Raw genomic sequence first — 16,371 nt, 5'->3', positions numbered from 1 at the left:
CGGGTGAACGTGATACGGTCGTGAGATGAAGCGGTATACGAAACCCATCCATCTGCCTCAGGCTATGGCTCACCGGTCAGCCGACAGTTCGCTGGCGCTGATCAATGTGGTTTTTCTGCTGCTAGTGTTTCTTCTGGTCGCCGGAACCCTGAAGCCGACGCTTCCGGAGGACTTTGCCTGGGCGGAAACCACCTCGGGGGCTGGAAACGGCAGCATTCAGGGCAGCCTCGTTCTGGCGCGAACCGGGGAGGTGTGGTTTGAAGGCGAACGACTGGACACCGCTCAACTTGATGCGTTCGTTGCGAAAGCCTCCGAGGAGACGGACAAACTGGCTGTCCAGGTCGACAAGCGCACCAGAATGGAGGCGGTCGCCGCTCTCGCGAACACGCTCAGGGCCAACGGGATCACCCAACTTACTCTGGTTACGGTCGAGGCGGATGGGCCGTGAGTTCGGCGCTCTACAATCAGGACGGCCAATGGGAAATTCCGGGTTTCTTGTGGCCGGCAGTTCTTGGAACGTCGGTTGCCATCCATATCTCGGTGCTGATCTATGGTCTGCCGGATATGTCTTTCCTGCCGGATGATCCGGCACCGCTACATGAAACCGAAGTCATCATCGACAGCGGCGGACTGACGTTTGCACCTGTGCAGGCGATCGAGAGCGTTCCGACCCAAACGGCAGTTCCATCCGCGGCGCCGGCCATTTCCCCTTCAGAATCGCTCCAGCCGGTTGTTCCGCAAACAGCTGTTGCGACCCGCCCTGTGCAGGAAAATCCCTTGCAGCCGACGACCTCGGACGCTGCGTCCCGGCCGGATATACCGAACCCTGCCAACGTTCAGGTTTCCGAGGCTGCGGCGGCGCTGAAGCCCTCGGGAACCCCGGTGAGTGCAGCGCCGGTCACGCCGGTGCAGCAGCCGAAGAACCTTGCTGTTTCTCCCGTCAAGCAGACAGTAGCCTCTGTTCAACCGGTCACAAACCTCAAGCCAAGTCCCGTCGTGAGCGCTGTTCAGGCCCCGGCCACGGCTCCGATCAGTCAGCCAGGCGTTGCACCTGTAACGCCTGCTGTTTCGCCCCTCAGGCCGATAACAGGTCAGGAAACCGGAGGTGTCGAAGAAACGCAAACAACTGTTCCGCTTTCCGTCGCGCCGCCGGACATCCGGCCACCAGCCCCGGCTCAGCAGGAGTTCGCTGTCAGTCCGGCGCAGGAGATAGTGGCAGTCACCCCGGCATCGTCCTCGTCAGTCGTGACCGGGGGAACGGCAGCGGTCGCCGTAAAGCAGCAACCCAATGACGTGCCTGCGGCACCCAGACCGGTCACTGCAACGGCTGTTGCCGCGACAGGTGCGACGGCCATCAGCAACGTCGGGGCTTCTTCCGGCGTTGTTCAGGTCGAAAGTGGAACGGTTCAGGCGGTCAGGCCGGTCGAGCAGAAAGTCGCTTCCCTGCGACCGACGGAGGAGGAGGTGACGGCGATTGCACCATCCAGGCCCGAAACGTCCACGCTGCCCGTAGCGCCGCAGACATCGGACCCGGCACAGGGCGTTGCGCCGGTCGAGGTTGCCAGCATTGATCCGCTTGCAAAAGTGTCCGGTTATGTCGCCAGCTACGATCCCGGCGAGTGTGCCCACCTGACAGTCATGTCTGCCGGTGCGGACAGCGCGGCGGTCACTGCCTATGGCGCGGGCATTGCACCGTTCGCCGTCTTCGATCAGCGCTTTGCAGCCGATCAGGGCTATGAGGCGAAAATCGAGGTTCGCCTGGTAACCCGCGAGCAATGCGCGCTTCTGGATGCCCTTGGTTTGTCGGATGGGGTGGAAGCGGCGGGACTGGTCGAACTCGACAGGACAATCGTTCCAAGCGGAACGCATGTCTCCGGTCTGGTTCAGAGGGACTTGCCGCTGGACAGGATCGCCGCAGCGGAAGCGGCGGGCGTTCCCTTGAACGGCATGGGGTCGCCGGAACTCTACCTCATCGACGATGGCGGACAGATTCACGACGGCCGGGATTATATTCTTCCGGCGTCAAATACGCTGACGGCCGGTGCGTGGCGCTTTTCGGTTCCTGTCACGCTTCTGTCCGGAGAGGACAGCGAGACAGCGCTGGTGCTCGCCATCTGGAACCGACCGGAGGCCAGTCAACCGGCGCGGTTCGGAAGCCTTCCCGCCGGGCGGATCTCAGACGTTCTTGCGGCACCGGGGGTCTATTCGCTGACCGCGTTCAAGGTGTCTCGTTAAACCGAAATTCGTCAGGAAGCTGCAGGGTCCGGATTGAGTGTGCTTGCGGATCCGGCGGTAAACACGCCCGTCAGCAACACTTCGATTGCGGCCCGTTCCTTTTCCAGACGGGCCTCGAACCAGGTCACGGCCACCGACACCGGTATGGCGACGGCAAGGCCGCAGGCGGTGGTGAGCAGCGCAACCCATATGCCGCCAGCAAGAGTGGCCGGATTAGCTGCGGCGCCGGATTCCTGCAGTGTCTGAAATGTTTCGATCATGCCGAGAACAGTGCCGAAAAGGCCGAGCAAGGGCGAGATCTGGGTGACCAAGTCCAGGGCTTTCAACCAGCTTGCCAGACCGAACAGCCGGTCCGCCGCGCGTGCGGAAATCTCTTCTCTCAGGCGCTCTTCCCTGATGTCACGCTCCTGGGAGGACAAGCTCTGCTGATCCAGCATCTGGATGGCGTCCATGGCATTGCGGACAAGAGCGGCGGAAAGGGAACGGTCCTTGAGGAGGTTCTGGGAGGCCTTGCTGCGCTCGCCCGCACGCCACTGGGCGACGGCGCGTCGCACCTGGCCGTGACGCCCCACACGGGCGCTCGAGAACTGGAAAACCTTTGCGAATATAACCGCGAGTGCTGCAACGGAAATTCCCAGCAGAATGAGGACAACCGGGCCTCCGAGTTCCAGCAAAGAGGAAGATGTCTCAACCATGCAACCGATATTTCCTTATTCGCCCGGACGCGGGACGTTCCATTTCCGGGCTCAGTCCCCGAATTCAATCGGCGTGCGGTTCTTCAGATCGAGAAGATCGGGACAGTAAACGTCGGTTATGGCCGGAGGGACGCAATTGAGGACATCGTTGATGTGCAGACGGGACAGGCTTTCACAGGACTTGCCGGCGAGGTCGAACTGCAGAACCTTGGTTTTGCCTGCTGAAATCCGGGAAAAATCGAGACGCAGGAACTGGTCCACCAGACCATCGGTATTGAAGGCGACCATCTCCAGGCCAAGCTGGTCTATGGGACGCTGCAGGCCGTTGGTAGCAATGATCGACAGGCGGCAGCCACCGTCCTGGGTAGCTTGAACATGGTTGAGCTCAAGGCCTATCTGGCCGGTCACTTCCTGGGCCAAGGTGGAAGCCGCAAAAGCGGCGCTCAGAAATCCTGCCAGAACAAACCGTGTTGAAAAATGCATGTGGTTCCCCCGAATAGTTGCCTTGAACCGAATGAATACGTCGGCGAAAGCCAGCGTCTGGCCGCCGGAATCAGTCATAGGACAGGAGCACGGTCCAGTCTTGCGCTCCCTCGGTCTCGATCTGGAAAAAGTCCGCTTCGATCAGCCCCCGCTGCCAGCATTGATCTCCGTCATACAAAACGAATTTTTCTTCCCGAATGCAAAGGGTAATGTCACCGCCCAGCCGGCTTTCGCTGAAACCGTCAGCGACATGAAGATAGTAACGCTTGGCTGTAAGCGCCTCCTGGAGAATCTGGCTGCAGGCGTTTGAAGTGATGGTCCACCAGCCTTCCGTCCGCACACCTTCTTCAGTTTCGTAGCCGATGGCGACATTCACAAGGTCAACGGACCCGTTGCAGACCCGAAGGCCGGCTTCAGCAACGTTTGGAAACGCCAGTAAAGCTCCGGCAAACACCCCGCCGACAACGGTTTTCAACCTGTTTCCCCGATCCTTGGTGCGTCTGTTCAACAGCGGTTCCCGCATATTCAAGCTGACCTGATTTTCTTCCCGTCAATCACGCTAAGGAAATGCAATCCAACGGTCAATTTCCCTTTGAGGTATACCGCCATCATCCGCTGGCGGATAAGTTGACGGGAAGATTGCAGCAAGGGCAAACTGGGCGGCTGTGGGGTGACGTCGCCTTGCGGAAATGCATCGCAAAGGTCGAGCAGATGATTTCAATCCGGACACCGCTTGTAAAACGCAGACGCATTCCTCTGACGCCGCTGATCGATGTGATTTTCATTCTTGTGATGTTTTTTCTTCTCTCGTCAACTTTTGGCATATGGCGACCGCTGGAGGTTTCTCTCGGTGGCACAAGGACCGGCGAAACCGTCCCGCAGGCCTCAGCAACTGCGCCCTCTGTGCTGATTGTTGCGCGTCCGCAATCGGAGACGGGGACAATAAGGCTCAACGTCAACGGGCTGGAGCTGGAGCTGGATCAACTGGCCGAGGAACTGGACAGACTGGCCAGCCTTGGCGCGGAGGGGGCGATTCTTGTGCCGGCAGGTGGAACCGGTTTTCAGACCGTCGTGCGAATTCTGGACGAAGCAAGATCCTCCAGAATAAAAAGAGTGAGTCTGAAACTGGACTGACGGGTTTCGTCTGGACGCTGCCCTAACTTGTAAACAGCGCAGGACCTTCAAAAAATGAAAAGCCCGGCGATGTGCCGGGCTTTCTGGTTCTTGCATTCGGTTCGCCTCAGCGTCCGATGGCGCCACCGATAATGCCGCCGACGACACCGCCGAGGAAGGCCGCTCCGGCCGGGTTCATCGATCCACCGTTGTTTTTCGCACGGGTATTCTTGGTGTTAGATGTGCGCCGTGTGCTCGTTGCGCTGCGGGATGCCTGGGCTGCCTGCTGCTTGCGCTGCACTTCAGCCGCATAGGCTGTGTACTGGACCGCGGTCTGGGTGGTCAGCAACGCATATTGGGCAGCCGTGAAGTAGCCCGTCGGGACGATGCCGTTCGTGGTCTGCCAGGCGGCGATACCGGCACGGGTCTTCGGACCGAAGGCTCCGTCGGGATTGCCGACGTTGTTACCGGAAAGGTTCAGGCGGGCCTGGACTTCCCGACGAGCGGTCCGGTTCCAGCCAAGGCTGGCTTCGGTAGCCTGGGTACCTGGAACCGCTTTTTGCGGATCCGGCAGACCGGCCACGATGCCGGTCCCGGCCTGCGGAGCAGTTCCGGCCGGTGCAGACGGGTTCAGCGAAGCTACCTGCGACTGGCTTTCAAGACGCTTGATCGAGTTACGTGCGAAACCTGCGAACGTGCCGTTCGGATACGTTTCCAGGTAGGACTTGTAATCGGCGACATTGTTGCTGTCTTTTACCGTCTCCCAGACCAGCTTTTCCCGTTCCCAGGAGATCGTGGACTGAGTGGCCGTATTGACAGCAGCCTGATTGACAGCGGGAGCTGTAGTTGCGGTGGTGCCGAGCGAAGCGACTTCGGTCGTCGGTGCGGCGGCGACCGCTTGCTTGTTCAGGAATACCTCACCAATGAGGGACGCGTTCACCCAGGGACGCTGGCGCTTTTCCGTTTCGTCAAAGACGTCACCGGTCACGCGGGTCATCACGGTCTGGATCGAGACGTTCGGTGTATCGATATGCCGGATGAGGGCGGACGTGAACGGAGAATTGGCGCCGTCGCCGTCAAGGGCGACATCGCCCGGGCTGGTGGCGAACGCAATAACGGAGCCTTCGCCGCCGGTTTCCTGCACCTTGATCTCAGCAAGGCCTGCACCGACGTTGCCCGAACGGCTGGGACCCATGCGGCGGGCCAGTGTCCGTGCCAGCGGATTGTCGCGGCAGGCATCCAGGAACACCATCTGCACTTTCACGTCCTTGGACATCTGCCGCAGGATGAAGTCGACCGAAATCGTTTCGAAATCGAGAGACGTTTCGTCTTCGATTTTCGCGTCGATCGGAACCAGCAGGTTCTGCCCGGCGATCTGCATGCCGTGTCCGGCGTAAAACAGCAGGGCGATTTCGGCGCCGTAGGCTTTCTTGGCGAACTCCATGACGGTCCGGCGCATGTCGCTGTAGGTCTGGTCCTGACCCGCGACGACCTCAAATCCGAGACCGCGCAGCTTGGTCGCCATCGTCTCGGCGTCGTTGGCCGGATTGGGCAGTTGTACTGTATGCTCGTAAGCGCCATTGCCGATAACCAGGGCAACGCGCTTGGCCAGTGCCGGGGCCGTTCCTGCAATCACGATTGCCAGCACGGCGATCATTCGTTTGAACATGTCCTGTCCTCTCGTCGATCATTGTTGCCAGTCGGTGCGACCGATCTTCACTCGAGGTTATTGTCCTCTTGGGAACAGGATATACCCCGGGCGGCGTGATGTTTCTGTAATGCGTGTCACAGGAACTTGAATCTGTAAAACCTGCCCCAATGACTTAAAAATACGACCCGGTGCGAGCCGGTTCGTTGCTAAAATACAAAACTACCGGCTCATTATATCCAATAGATCATGGGAACGCCACAATTGACGTCGCGTTTTCGCTTTCTTTTCGCTTGTTATTAAAGAGACCCTGAAACGCACGGCTGAATTCAGGTCGAATTAGCCGGTTATGTGAAATTTTTTACGACTTTGAGGATCGAGGTGGCGCAAGTCCCGTGACCGGTGTCAGGTCCGGCAATGCCCGGGTCCGGCTATTTTGAATAGTTCACGGAAAGACTTCCTAACGCGGCTTCTAAATCAACAGCCTTCGAACAGGGACGCCCTGGATGGCTGGGAAAGCGGATATTCTCAATTACATGCAGAAGGAAAACGTTGCCGCGTTTTATCGGTGCGAGCTTTCGGGCTGCACGTTGCCCCGCAAGGGTGATCCCGCTCAGCAGGTCACAGGGCGCTACATTTCGCCGACAACCAGCTGAAACCGGTAGGGACCGGCTGGCGTTTCATATGTCTGATTTTGCGGGAGGTATGGTACGCCCAACGGGACTCGAACCCGTGTTTCCGCCGTGAAAGGGCGGCGTCCTAGACCGCTAGACGATGGGCGCGCGGTCGACGCGGCTGCGTCGTGGGGAGGCTTATAGGCGGGAAATTAGTTGCCCGCAAGAGCCAATAGGACAATTTTTTGCAGGCCCGGATATCCGGGCCTGCCATTGTTGAAAACCACCCGGTTTCACCACTCGCCGATATTCGGCATGGAGGCCCAGGGCTCTTTGATTTCAAGGGCTTCGCCCTTTTGCAGCAGTTCGAAGGAAATGTTGTCCGGCGAACGAACGAACGCCATGCGGCCTTCGCGCGGCGGGCGGTTGATCGTCACGCCCTGTTTCTGCAGGTTTTCGCAAAAAGCATAGATATCGTCGACCTCATAGGCGAGGTGGCCGAAATTGCGGCCGCCCGAATATTCTTCCGGGTCCCAGTTGTAGGTCAGTTCAAGCAGGGGAGCCGAGTTGGCTTTTCCTGCTTCGACATCGTCCGAACCTGCCAGGAAAATCAGCGTGAAACGGCCCTTTTCGTTTTCGTGGCGGCGGATTTCCTGCATGCCCATCTTGTTGCAATAGAAATCCAGGGATTCTTCGATGTTGGTTACACGAACCATGGTGTGCAGATAACGCATGTTCTATCCTTTCCTCGATCGAGGGAATTTGCGGAGCCAGCCGAACCTGCCCATGACACTCATCACCAGCTTGCCGGAAGCGCGGCACTTTGTGGCACAATTTCATGGAGGTGCCTACCGCCGGATTGTGGCGTTGACCGGGGCGGGAATTTCGACGGAGTCCGGAATACCGGATTTCCGTTCGCCGGGTGGCATATGGTCGACGCGGCGACCGGTTGAATATCAGGATTTCCTGGCCTTCGAGGAGAGCCGCCTGGAAGACTGGGACCGGCGGTTCGAGATGATGGAGTTTTTCGCCAGGGCAGTCCCGAACGCCACGCATATGGCGCTTGTCCTTCTGGCGCGTTCAGGTTTTCTCAAGCGCCTCATCACTCAGAATGTCGATGGACTGCATCAGGCATCGGGATTTCCGCCGGAGCTTTTGACCGAGATCCACGGAAATTCAACTTATGCCACATGCCTGTCCTGCGGGGAAAAAGCGGAACTGGAGCCACAAAGACATTATGTTAAGGTCGGCACCAGCCCGGTCTGCGGAGTTTGCGGCGGCTATCTCAAGGCAGCCGTGATCAGTTTCGGCCAGCAGATGCCGGAAAACGAACTGCGCATGGCCGCCGAGGCGGCACAGAACTGCGATCTGTTTCTTGTGCTCGGGTCGTCCCTCGTTGTGCACCCTGCGGCTCAACTGCCTGTCATGGCCGTTCAAGGCGGTGCCGAACTGGTGATTCTGAATGGCGAGGAAACTCCACTCGATTCTCTGGCGTCAACTGTCATTCGCACGCCTTTGGCTCAAACGTTTGTGAGTTTTGCCGAAGATTCGGCGCAGTTGACGTAAATGGCCTGTGGTTAGTCCGACAATTTCCCTTCTCGCGATAATACGCAATGTTATCCTTTTGTCAGAAATAGGCTGAAGGGTGAGTCGTTAATTGCCTACCAGCCAAGTGACGCGGACCAGAGACGGGACAAATGGCTATGGGGGTTAAAACCGCACGCGAACCCCGCGAACTCGAGACCCTGGCGGATGATGTCGCCCTGGATGTATTCGAGATTGCCGGAACGATTAAGTGGTTCGATGTCGGTAAGGGCTACGGCTTTATCGTACCGGACAGCGGTGAGAATGACATTCTTCTGCATGTGACATGCCTGAGGCGCGACGGCTTTCAGACCGCCTATGAAGGCGCGCGGGTTGTTTGCGAAGTGCTCGACCGGCCACGTGGGCTACAGGCGTTTCGCATTCTGTCGATGGATGAAACGACGGCAACGCATCCCTCGCAACTTCCGCCTTCCAGGACCCATGTTCAGGTGGTGCCGGAAGGTGGCTTTGAAAAAGCGACGGTGAAGTGGTTCAACCGGGTAAAGGGGTTCGGTTTTCTTACCCAAGGTGAGGAAACGGAAGATATCTTCATCCATATGGAAACGCTGCGCCGCTTCGGTATTACGGAGTTGCGGCCCGGACAGGATGTTCTGGTGCGGTTCGGCCAGGGCCCGAAAGGCCGCATGGCCGCGGAAATCCGCCCGGTCGGGGCAGGGACCCATATTCCCGCTTCCCACTGACTTGAACACACAAATTCCAGACGCTGCGTATCAGGCCGGACATGATCCGGCCTTTTTTGTTTGTCGAACATGGTCCCGGTTCAGCAGGGGCCTTCGTCGACGGAGCCTGAGCATTTGCGGAAATGCTCGCAAGACCGGCATGGTTCAGTGTAGAGGTCAAAACACCTTCGGGCCGAAGCGGTCGGAGGCCTGACAGTTGAAGGATTTGTAAGGGGGGGGGCATCTTGTCTGCATTCAAGCAATCGTTGGTGTTCCGCTTCTGATCAGCTCATGGGTTTCACAATGATTTCACGCTTTCCCCTTTTTACGGCTTTTTGTTTCACGCTGTGCGCAATCCTTGTCACGGCATCCCTTTCGACACGTGCCGACGACAGCCAGACAGAGCTCCCTGTGGAAACCCTGATGGTCCGGTCGGGCGACCGCGAACACCGTTTTGAGGTGGAAGTCGCGGCAACCGACCGTGAAAGGGCAAAAGGTCTGATGTTCCGGGAAGAAATGGCTGCCGACCACGGAATGCTGTTCATCTTTGAAGGCGAGGGGGATCGTTATTTCTGGATGAAGAACACGCCTCTGCCGCTCGATATCATCTACATCAGCGCCGCCGGCAGGATCGTCAGTATCGCAGCGGACACCACGCCTTTTTCGGAAGAGGTCGTGCCCTCGGGAGCGCCGGCCAGATACGTGCTGGAGCTCAACGCCGGAACGTCCGCCCGGCTCGAAATCGCGCCCGGGGACACTGTGTCCAGCCCGTCAATGGCGATCGACTAGGGGGTGGTCATGATTCCGGTCCAGAGGGAGACCGGAACCGGAAACAGGTGGAGACACAGTGCTTTCCACAGCGGTGGGAATGTCTCGGCTTCACGCGCACTTGACGCCAGCACCGTTCACGGATACACCCCACAAATCAACGGATCGGGGCATAGCGCAGCCTGGTAGCGCATCTGGTTTGGGACCAGAGGGTCGCAAGTTCGAATCTTGCTGCCCCGACCAAAATTTCCAAGTTATTTCAAACTCTTTACCGGGTTCTATCTGCCTGCTCATTGGATTGGCGGCTGACGGAAACTGTGCTGACGAGAAGTTGGACACGGTAGGGCTGCGATTGCCTGCCGCGCGCAGACAAGCTTCCGGAGCAGAGCTCGTGTTCTGTCATTAGGATGATTGAGCTTGAAAGTGCCGGATTTTGGAAATTACCGGTCGAATGCCTTCAGCAGCAGTGACATGACATTCATGAACTCGTCACGTTTGTCAGGCGTCAGGTCTGCGGGATCCGACACGGCGTAATCCAGCGTCAGTATCATGTCCCACATCTCGGTAAGATTCGCAGCATCAATGGCTTTTTTCAGATTATCCGGCTCGACAGCGCTTGGCTGAACGTGTTCCGGAACATAGGCCCCTAAGCCCTTTATGGATCCATAATGCATGAACGGGTCTTACTCGTTGTGGTTCCGGAAACTTTCGGGATCAAATATCAGATAAATCCGTCAGTTTTTTCGTTCTAAATCAACTGTATAGCGCTGACACATCTTAATCGGTGTTGATTGAGCACAGATTAAGATGTGTCAGTCATTCGTGCACGCAAAGCCCATTTTACCATCGTTTGGCGAACCACTATAGATCCTTGAGCATATAACGATCGGGAGCTAATAGCATAGGTTGCAATTCGGTGCCATGGAGAATATCGGTCTATAAACAGCCACTGGAAAACACCGTTAATGCAAACTTTTTTTATTGTTTGCATGCACAATGGTCCGGTCGTTCATCGGCAGGATCGAGAACGGTGTTGACTTCCGCCGAAAAGGCGGGAAAAAGCTCTGGTACAGGTAGTTGATCTCCGGGACCTTGAATGAGGGGCACAGAAACATGGTTGCGCGCATTTACCGTCCGGCAAAAACCGCCATGCAATCCGGCAAGGCAAAGACCCACCGCTGGGTGCTGGATTACGAGCCGGAGTTGGCCAAGTCCGTCGAACCTTTGATGGGCTATACCTCTTCCGCCGACATGAAACAGCAGATTCGCCTCTTCTTCGAAACCCAGGAAGAAGCTGTCGCCTATGCACGCCGGCATCGCATCCCCTACAGGGTGGAAAAGGCTCAAGACCGCAAAGTGCGTGGTTCGGCTTATGCGGACAACTTCAAGTTCAACCGGGTTGCCCCCTGGACTCACTGAACGAAGAGAATGGGATTTCCTCTGTCCGAAGTTCCCGGCGCGTGCCGGAATTGACTGTTGAAACGCGTTTTCCCGGATCGACACGGACACTTTTCCTGGCGCATTAAATAGCAGCGGCAAGGAACGGTAACATCCAGGGTTAAATCAGGCCCCGTAGCTCAGCTGGATAGAGCGCTCGCCTTCTAAGCGAATGGTCACAGGTTCGAATCCTGTCGGGGTCGCCACTTTTTCAAAATTTTGCATACCGCACAACAACCTGATCTTGAACGGGTTCCGACAGTGCCAAACCCTGCTCAGGTCAAGAAAAAACCGGCTCTCCAGAAATTGAGAAAGCCGGCTGATTCTCAAATGGAACTTCCTGAGAAGCTGTCGACGCTGTCAGGCGGAATCAGACTTTGAGGAAATATTCTGCTGTCCGACCATGAGCGGCGTGATCTTGGTCTTGAGGATCATGTCGAGATCCTCAGTCCCGTCTTCCAGAGACTGGAGCGCCATGTCGAGGAAGTAAGAGCAGAAAGTCCGGCCGTCCTTGTCCGATTCTTTCCTTGTATAGCGAATCATCCGCTTGATAGCTTCGATCGCCGGTTCTTGGAGCGATTCCGCAGGAATCGGTTTGTCGACTGTCTTAGACATAATACTACCCACCAGTAATAGTTTACCGATTGCAGCAACGCTGCTGTGACCATCCACCGAAAGCATGCTCTTGCGGCGTGAAAGGACCGTGATAAGGTGCTGTTGTGTTTCCGGTTTCGTAATATTCGCGGTTGCGCTATCACGTCGATGATGATGTGCAATTCAATTGCGGGGAATTGATGGCAAACGTGTTTTGCTTTGCCTGCCTGGGGCGGCCTTTGCTTCTGGATAAAGGCCAGGAACCCGTTGCGGTAAAAACCCGTAAGGCTTTGGCCGTCATGGGATATCTGAGCCGTATGAGCGGCTTCTCATCGCCCAGGGAGGCATTGGCCGATCTGCTCTGGAGCAGTGCCGATCGGCACAAGGCGATGCAGTCCTTGCGGCAGGCGCTGCGCCAGCTCAAAACCGCTGAGCAGGAAGCCGGTATCGATATCGTGAAATCCCTTCCGGGTCACGTAACGCTCGATGCAACTGCATTTACGTCAGATCTGGGGCATTTGCTGTCGCTGCTGGAAAAAGGCCGGACAGAGGACTTTCGCGAGGCCGAGAACCTTTGGCGCGGAGATTTTCTCGCCGGTTTCGAGGATATAGATCCGGATTTCTCCGACTGGCTGACCGTTGAACGCGAGCGTGTGCGCTCCGAAGTCACGTCCGCCGCTTTCAGGCACCTCAATCAGATCAGAACCGATGACGGCGGCAATCAGGTGGAGGCGGGGGCCAACTTTCTGCTGAAAATCGATCCTGCGCTCGAACCGGCTCACCGGATCCTGATCCGCCTTTACAAGAAGCTGGGCCATCAGGATCGCGCAGAACAGCAGTTCAAGGCTTGCGAACGTGAAATGCGCATTCATCTGGATGAAGTTCCGGATGAGGAAACCCGAAGCCTGCTTGAACAATCGACACCCAGCGCTGAAGTGGATGCCATCTTCCGGAACTCCGGCGAGGTGGGGGCGGTTCGCGGTTATCTTCCGAACAGCAACGACGTCGTGCACTTGCCGGAAATATCGATCATCTCGTCTTCCCTTTTGAAAAAGGGCCTCAACGACGCGGTGCACCTGAGGGAAGAGATTGTTTCGGGGCTTTCGTCCTTCCGTTCGTTCGATCTCTACGAATCGGAATATGTCGGCGACGAAAATTCACCCAGGCCGACACTCGTCGAAGGTCATGAGCTCGGGTGTTATCTGCTTCGCTTCCGCCATGATGAACGCTCGGGCAAAGTCGTCGTTCAGTTTGAAGATCGTGGCAGCGGCCAGATCGTGTTCAATGAGATTGTCGATCTGGCACTGTGGGAGGGTATCGTTCCAGCCGCCAGCCAGATCGTGAGCCGTATACATGGTCACTCGATTGGAAAACTTCGAAATCCGACCAACTCAGCAGTCTTCGCACGCTGGTGTCAGGCGGATTCGCTGTTGTGGGATTTCACGCCGCAGTCGGACGAAAAAGCGATGCGGCTTCTCGACGATATCGAACAGACAAATCGATCTTTCTCGATGATTTATTCCGCCAGGGCTTCCATTATCATGAAGCGGGAATTGCACTTCCCCCTCTATGACAAGTCGTTCTCCGGGGGGATGGGAAACCTGTTGAGCCTTGCGGAAAAGTCCATAATGCTCGACCCGTGGCAGGCCATGAACCAGCGCATTTACGGTTGGGCGCTCATATTGTCCAACATGCCGGACGAAGCAAGGCGGGCTTTCCAGAATGCGGGCCGTCTGAGCGCCGCCGATCCCTCGAACCTGATGTCAGTCGCCGAAGGCCTGGCGTTTTCCGGAGATGTATCGGACGCGCTCGCCACGGCTGAAAGAGCGTTTTCGCTGTTTTCATTTGTGCCGCGGGTCTTTTACGAATACCTGGCAAACATCTATTTCGCCGCGGAAGACTATGAAAACGCCATTGCGCAGATAGAACGTGGCGCGGGTGTGGGAGTGGGTGGCCTGACCACGCGCGTTGCTGCGCTGTTGTGTTCAGGTCGCGAGGCCGAGGCTTTGCAGACGCTTCAGCGCTTCAGCGATCAACTGCCCTCCAACCTGAGAAACGCATCGGCTGTGGCGGAGAGCCCGGAAATCTGGCGAAAGAAGGTCAACTTCTTCCAGAACGAGAAGGTTCGCAACGACTACGACCGGGGCGCCATCATGGTGCAGAATTTCCTGTTCAACGGCGCGGCTTCAGTTTAGTCGCAGCGATGCAGACAGGTTGGTCAGATAATCCGCGTTGCCGTCGTTCAGCTTGCCCGCATTCAGGCGGAAAGGAAGAGCGGCCGCATTGGGATGTTCTTTTTGATCAATGACCTTGAAGTCCAGAAGTTCAGTTGTTTGCGCCGGAAGGCCGATTTCTGACAAATAGGTCGATGGATCGCTCTGAAACGCCTGCCGGAACTCTTTGTCGACAGCTGCCCTGGCCAGGAGCTGACCCAGTTTTTTCACGTTTTTCTGATAGTAAGGAAATCTAGCCATTTCTGTCCACTCTCAGAGATTTCGCCCGAATTCTCAATCACGGGATTGGAATTCGGGCGCAATGTCATTCAACCTGAATACCTGTTACTCAGGAAGATCTTCGTAGTAGCAGCTTCCGAGCGCGGCTTTGCCCAGTTCTTCGAAGTAGGCTTCGTCGCCTGCGGCAACGCGGGCAGCATCGACTTCGGCCGGCACCACCAGATGAACCGTGTCCGCGGTATCTGCAAAGATCGCAACGTCGGAGGTGGCTCCGATGGAGGCCAGGACTTCAGCCGAATTTTCGATCAGCTGTGCACGGCTGTCCGAATCCTGAATGATTGCACCAAGTTTCGCGCCAATTTCCAGGGCTTTGTCATAAGTCTTTGTAGCGTGCATATTATGACTCCTTAAGTTAAGGTTGTGTCGTGATCTAGCTGGTGGTTGGATGGTCACCTAGCTAAACAGAAATAAGTCAAACATTAGTAGTATGGTTACTTGTTCCAGATAATTACTAGTGTTGACTGCTTTCATGTCTAACGTAGATTGGGTTGGGGTATTTTCTCAATAGTAGTGCGTTTAATCTACGTGGGGTGCAATTGCAGGGTGAACGTGAGTATTTTATGGTTACTTTCTTAAGGTTGCTGAGCAGTGAGTGAAGGGGCGGTTTTTGCCGAAGAGTAATGAAAAAAGCCAAGTCAACCTTCCCCCCAAAGTGGTTGCGGATCTTCTCAGAACCGGCTTGCTTGTCGGCGAAGAGGGAACCGATCGGCTGCATATGGCTGACCGGAGCCTGTCCCTCTTTCTGCCACTGCTGACTTCGTTCGACGTGAAAATTGTACCGGTGTCGATTGACGCCTGTCCGGTGCGTTTTTGTTCCGGAATTTTAACGATGGCTTCCGATATCCCGGGGTCTGACGGCCCGGTGGTGAAATCCATTCCGGCGGGAGGGCAGGGACGAACGTCAGAGTCAGCAACCATTAGTTGCATTGGCGAGCTCACGGAACGCATAAGCCTTTGCTCAGAAGGGAAAAGAGACGCTCGGATTTTTACCAGTGATAAATATCAACCTCAGGTTGGAATTTCACGAATGCTCGGGTTGAGTTCAACTCAGGAACAGCAGTTGGCCCGCAGACTTTCCGCTGGAGGGAAGGGGGCGAAAGGAGGTGTTCCGGATTGGCAAGATATGTCAGATCGCAGGGTCCGTCTCACACGCCTGGGCGGTCACGCCAGCGAGCCGGTCATCGCTGAATTTCCGGCTACGGGAATTCTGTTCAATGAATTGGAACGGGTCACCGGTGGACGCATGTCGCTTGCCTCCAGTTCCGGGTGCGCGGTCTGGAGCGACCTGGAAGGCGCGCGCGAAAGAGCACTGCTTGAACTGGTGGAGCGCGATGCAATCGCCCAGGCCTGGTACAACCGCCTGGGGATAACATTACTCACGGAAGGCTGTCTGGCCGAATTACTCCCCGGATCCCTGTGCGCATTTTTGTCGGATCGTGAGCGCTTCTGGAGGCTGTGCATTGTTGATACGGAGCTGGACGCCTTCGTGGTGTTGGCCTTTTCCCATGAGCTTGACGGCCGCCGTGCGGCTTTTGGTTCCTCGGCCGGCTTGGACCTTGCCTCGACTTGTGAAAGTGCAATCCAGGAAATGCTTCAGGCCGAATATTCCCTGGACCTCATGGAACGGGCGTATTCGGGTGCCGCAGCACCTGGCGGGGCGCCGGGTTCGTTGCCAAGGCAGCTGATATTCGCCAGAGAGCGGTCGATACTAGAGGAATTGCCTTTGACAGATGCGCCCGTTGCGTCTGCAGGGGACCTTGAAAAGTCCTTTACCTTTGAAGGTCTCCTTCAAGGTTGCCTGGAAAAAGGGTTTGAGATCTGGGAGTTCGACGCAACGCGTTCGGATTTGAAGGTGCCTTGCATCAAACTCCTGTCTCCCGATTTGTGCAGTTGGGAACCGCGTTTCGGCAAGCGCAGGCTGTTCGAAGGTGTTGTAAATCGCGGTCTTCGCGCAACGCCAGCGACAGAGTCAGAATTTGCCGCCCGCCCGTTTCCCTTCTGATTTCC

Annotated in this window: 18 protein-coding genes and 3 tRNA genes; 11 read left to right on the top strand and 10 right to left on the bottom strand. The window is 56.6% G+C overall.

The features are described from left to right. Positions 1-25 precede the first annotated feature (25 nt). The gene (locus Q1B40_RS10895; RefSeq protein ID WP_299813763.1) at positions 26-448 is read left to right on the top strand and encodes a biopolymer transporter ExbD; all 423 of its coding nucleotides are present in this window, start codon (positions 26-28) and stop codon (positions 446-448) included. Further along, positions 445-2,235: a hypothetical protein gene (locus Q1B40_RS10890; RefSeq protein ID WP_299813760.1), complete on the top strand. Its 1,791-nt coding sequence runs from the start codon at positions 445-447 to the stop codon at positions 2,233-2,235. Before Q1B40_RS10895 ends, Q1B40_RS10890 begins: the two co-directional genes overlap by 4 nt. 11 nt (positions 2,236-2,246) lie before the next feature. Here the strand turns inward: Q1B40_RS10890 and Q1B40_RS10885 are convergent, their stop codons facing one another. From Q1B40_RS10885 to Q1B40_RS10875, 3 genes are all read right to left on the bottom strand, one after another. Next, a complete protein-coding gene (locus Q1B40_RS10885; RefSeq protein ID WP_299813757.1) occupies positions 2,247-2,930 on the bottom strand; it encodes a MotA/TolQ/ExbB proton channel family protein in 684 nt (227 codons plus the stop codon). Positions 2,931-2,981: 51 nt separating this feature from the next. Next, positions 2,982-3,413 carry a hypothetical protein gene (locus Q1B40_RS10880; protein ID WP_299813754.1) on the bottom strand — a complete coding sequence of 144 codons (432 nt, stop codon included), beginning with the start codon at positions 3,411-3,413 and terminating at the stop codon, positions 2,982-2,984. Positions 3,414-3,483: 70 nt separating this feature from the next. Then, positions 3,484-3,921 carry a DUF1036 domain-containing protein gene (locus Q1B40_RS10875; RefSeq protein ID WP_299813751.1) on the bottom strand — a complete coding sequence of 146 codons (438 nt, stop codon included), beginning with the start codon at positions 3,919-3,921 and terminating at the stop codon, positions 3,484-3,486. Between the two features lie 59 nt (positions 3,922-3,980). Between Q1B40_RS10875 and Q1B40_RS10870 the strand changes: the two genes are divergently transcribed. Then, the gene (locus tag Q1B40_RS10870; RefSeq protein ID WP_299813748.1) at positions 3,981-4,547 is read left to right on the top strand and encodes a biopolymer transporter ExbD; all 567 of its coding nucleotides are present in this window, start codon (positions 3,981-3,983) and stop codon (positions 4,545-4,547) included. A 106-nt stretch (positions 4,548-4,653) separates the two neighbouring features. Here Q1B40_RS10870 and Q1B40_RS10865 read toward each other — a convergent pair whose 3' ends face one another. The 3 genes from Q1B40_RS10865 to Q1B40_RS10855 form a co-directional block, all read right to left on the bottom strand. Beyond that, positions 4,654-6,195, bottom strand: a complete 1,542-nt coding sequence (locus Q1B40_RS10865) for a caspase family protein (RefSeq protein WP_299813745.1) — start codon at positions 6,193-6,195, stop codon at positions 4,654-4,656. 685 nt (positions 6,196-6,880) lie between these two features. Continuing rightward, positions 6,881-6,956, bottom strand: a tRNA-Glu gene (locus Q1B40_RS10860). Between the two features lie 125 nt (positions 6,957-7,081). After that, entirely contained in the window at positions 7,082-7,522 is a 441-nt protein-coding gene (locus tag Q1B40_RS10855; RefSeq protein WP_299813742.1) for a VOC family protein, read from the bottom strand. Here Q1B40_RS10855 and Q1B40_RS10850 point away from each other — a divergent pair. From Q1B40_RS10850 to Q1B40_RS10835, 4 genes are all read left to right on the top strand, one after another. Next, complete coding sequence (locus Q1B40_RS10850) at positions 7,521-8,354, top strand: NAD-dependent deacetylase (protein ID WP_367279115.1); 834 nt, start codon at positions 7,521-7,523, stop codon at positions 8,352-8,354. The genes Q1B40_RS10855 and Q1B40_RS10850 overlap by 2 nt on opposite strands. Before the next feature lie 137 nt (positions 8,355-8,491). Continuing rightward, on the top strand, positions 8,492-9,073 hold the full coding sequence (locus Q1B40_RS10845; RefSeq protein WP_299813736.1) for a cold-shock protein: 582 nt from the start codon (positions 8,492-8,494) through the stop codon (positions 9,071-9,073). Positions 9,074-9,475: 402 nt separating this feature from the next. Then, positions 9,476-9,841: a DUF192 domain-containing protein gene (locus Q1B40_RS10840; RefSeq protein ID WP_299813733.1), complete on the top strand. Its 366-nt coding sequence runs from the start codon at positions 9,476-9,478 to the stop codon at positions 9,839-9,841. 145 nt (positions 9,842-9,986) lie between these two features. Then, positions 9,987-10,063: transfer RNA gene (locus Q1B40_RS10835), tRNA-Pro, on the top strand. A gap of 197 nt (positions 10,064-10,260) precedes the next feature. Here Q1B40_RS10835 and Q1B40_RS10830 read toward each other — a convergent pair. Beyond that, positions 10,261-10,494, bottom strand: a complete 234-nt coding sequence (locus Q1B40_RS10830; RefSeq protein WP_299813730.1) for a hypothetical protein — start codon at positions 10,492-10,494, stop codon at positions 10,261-10,263. Positions 10,495-10,933: 439 nt separating this feature from the next. Here Q1B40_RS10830 and Q1B40_RS10825 point away from each other — a divergent pair, with 439 nt between their 5' ends. Together Q1B40_RS10825 and Q1B40_RS10820 are read left to right on the top strand one after the other, a co-directional pair. Next, positions 10,934-11,239: an ETC complex I subunit gene (locus tag Q1B40_RS10825; protein WP_299813727.1), complete on the top strand. Its 306-nt coding sequence runs from the start codon at positions 10,934-10,936 to the stop codon at positions 11,237-11,239. Between the two features lie 147 nt (positions 11,240-11,386). Then, a tRNA-Arg gene (locus Q1B40_RS10820) sits at positions 11,387-11,463 on the top strand. A gap of 154 nt (positions 11,464-11,617) precedes the next feature. Here the strand turns inward: Q1B40_RS10820 and Q1B40_RS10815 are convergent. After that, positions 11,618-11,938, bottom strand: a complete 321-nt coding sequence (locus Q1B40_RS10815; RefSeq protein WP_299813724.1) for a hypothetical protein — start codon at positions 11,936-11,938, stop codon at positions 11,618-11,620. Between the two features lie 230 nt (positions 11,939-12,168). Here Q1B40_RS10815 and Q1B40_RS10810 point away from each other — a divergent pair, with 230 nt between their 5' ends. Continuing rightward, positions 12,169-14,046, top strand: a complete 1,878-nt coding sequence (locus Q1B40_RS10810; RefSeq protein ID WP_299813721.1) for a BTAD domain-containing putative transcriptional regulator — start codon at positions 12,169-12,171, stop codon at positions 14,044-14,046. Here the strand turns inward: Q1B40_RS10810 and Q1B40_RS10805 are convergent. Further along, entirely contained in the window at positions 14,038-14,325 is a 288-nt protein-coding gene (locus Q1B40_RS10805) for a hypothetical protein (protein WP_299813718.1), read from the bottom strand. The two genes, Q1B40_RS10810 and Q1B40_RS10805, sit on opposite strands and share 9 nt — an antisense overlap. Positions 14,326-14,409: 84 nt before the next feature. Next, entirely contained in the window at positions 14,410-14,700 is a 291-nt protein-coding gene (locus tag Q1B40_RS10800; protein WP_299813715.1) for a hypothetical protein, read from the bottom strand. A 271-nt stretch (positions 14,701-14,971) separates the two neighbouring features. On the opposite strand from Q1B40_RS10800, the gene Q1B40_RS10795 reads away from it, so the two are divergent. Continuing rightward, positions 14,972-16,366 (top strand): YcaO-like family protein, encoded by a 1,395-nt coding sequence (locus tag Q1B40_RS10795; RefSeq protein ID WP_299813712.1) that lies wholly within the window; start codon positions 14,972-14,974, stop codon positions 16,364-16,366. Positions 16,367-16,371 lie beyond the last annotated feature (5 nt).

Source organism: uncultured Roseibium sp., assembly GCF_947496995.1.
In the GTDB taxonomy this organism is placed as follows: Bacteria; Pseudomonadota; Alphaproteobacteria; order Rhizobiales; family Stappiaceae; genus Roseibium.
Note: the sequence above shows the minus strand (reverse complement) of the source record. Positions and strands in the feature narration are given on the sequence as shown.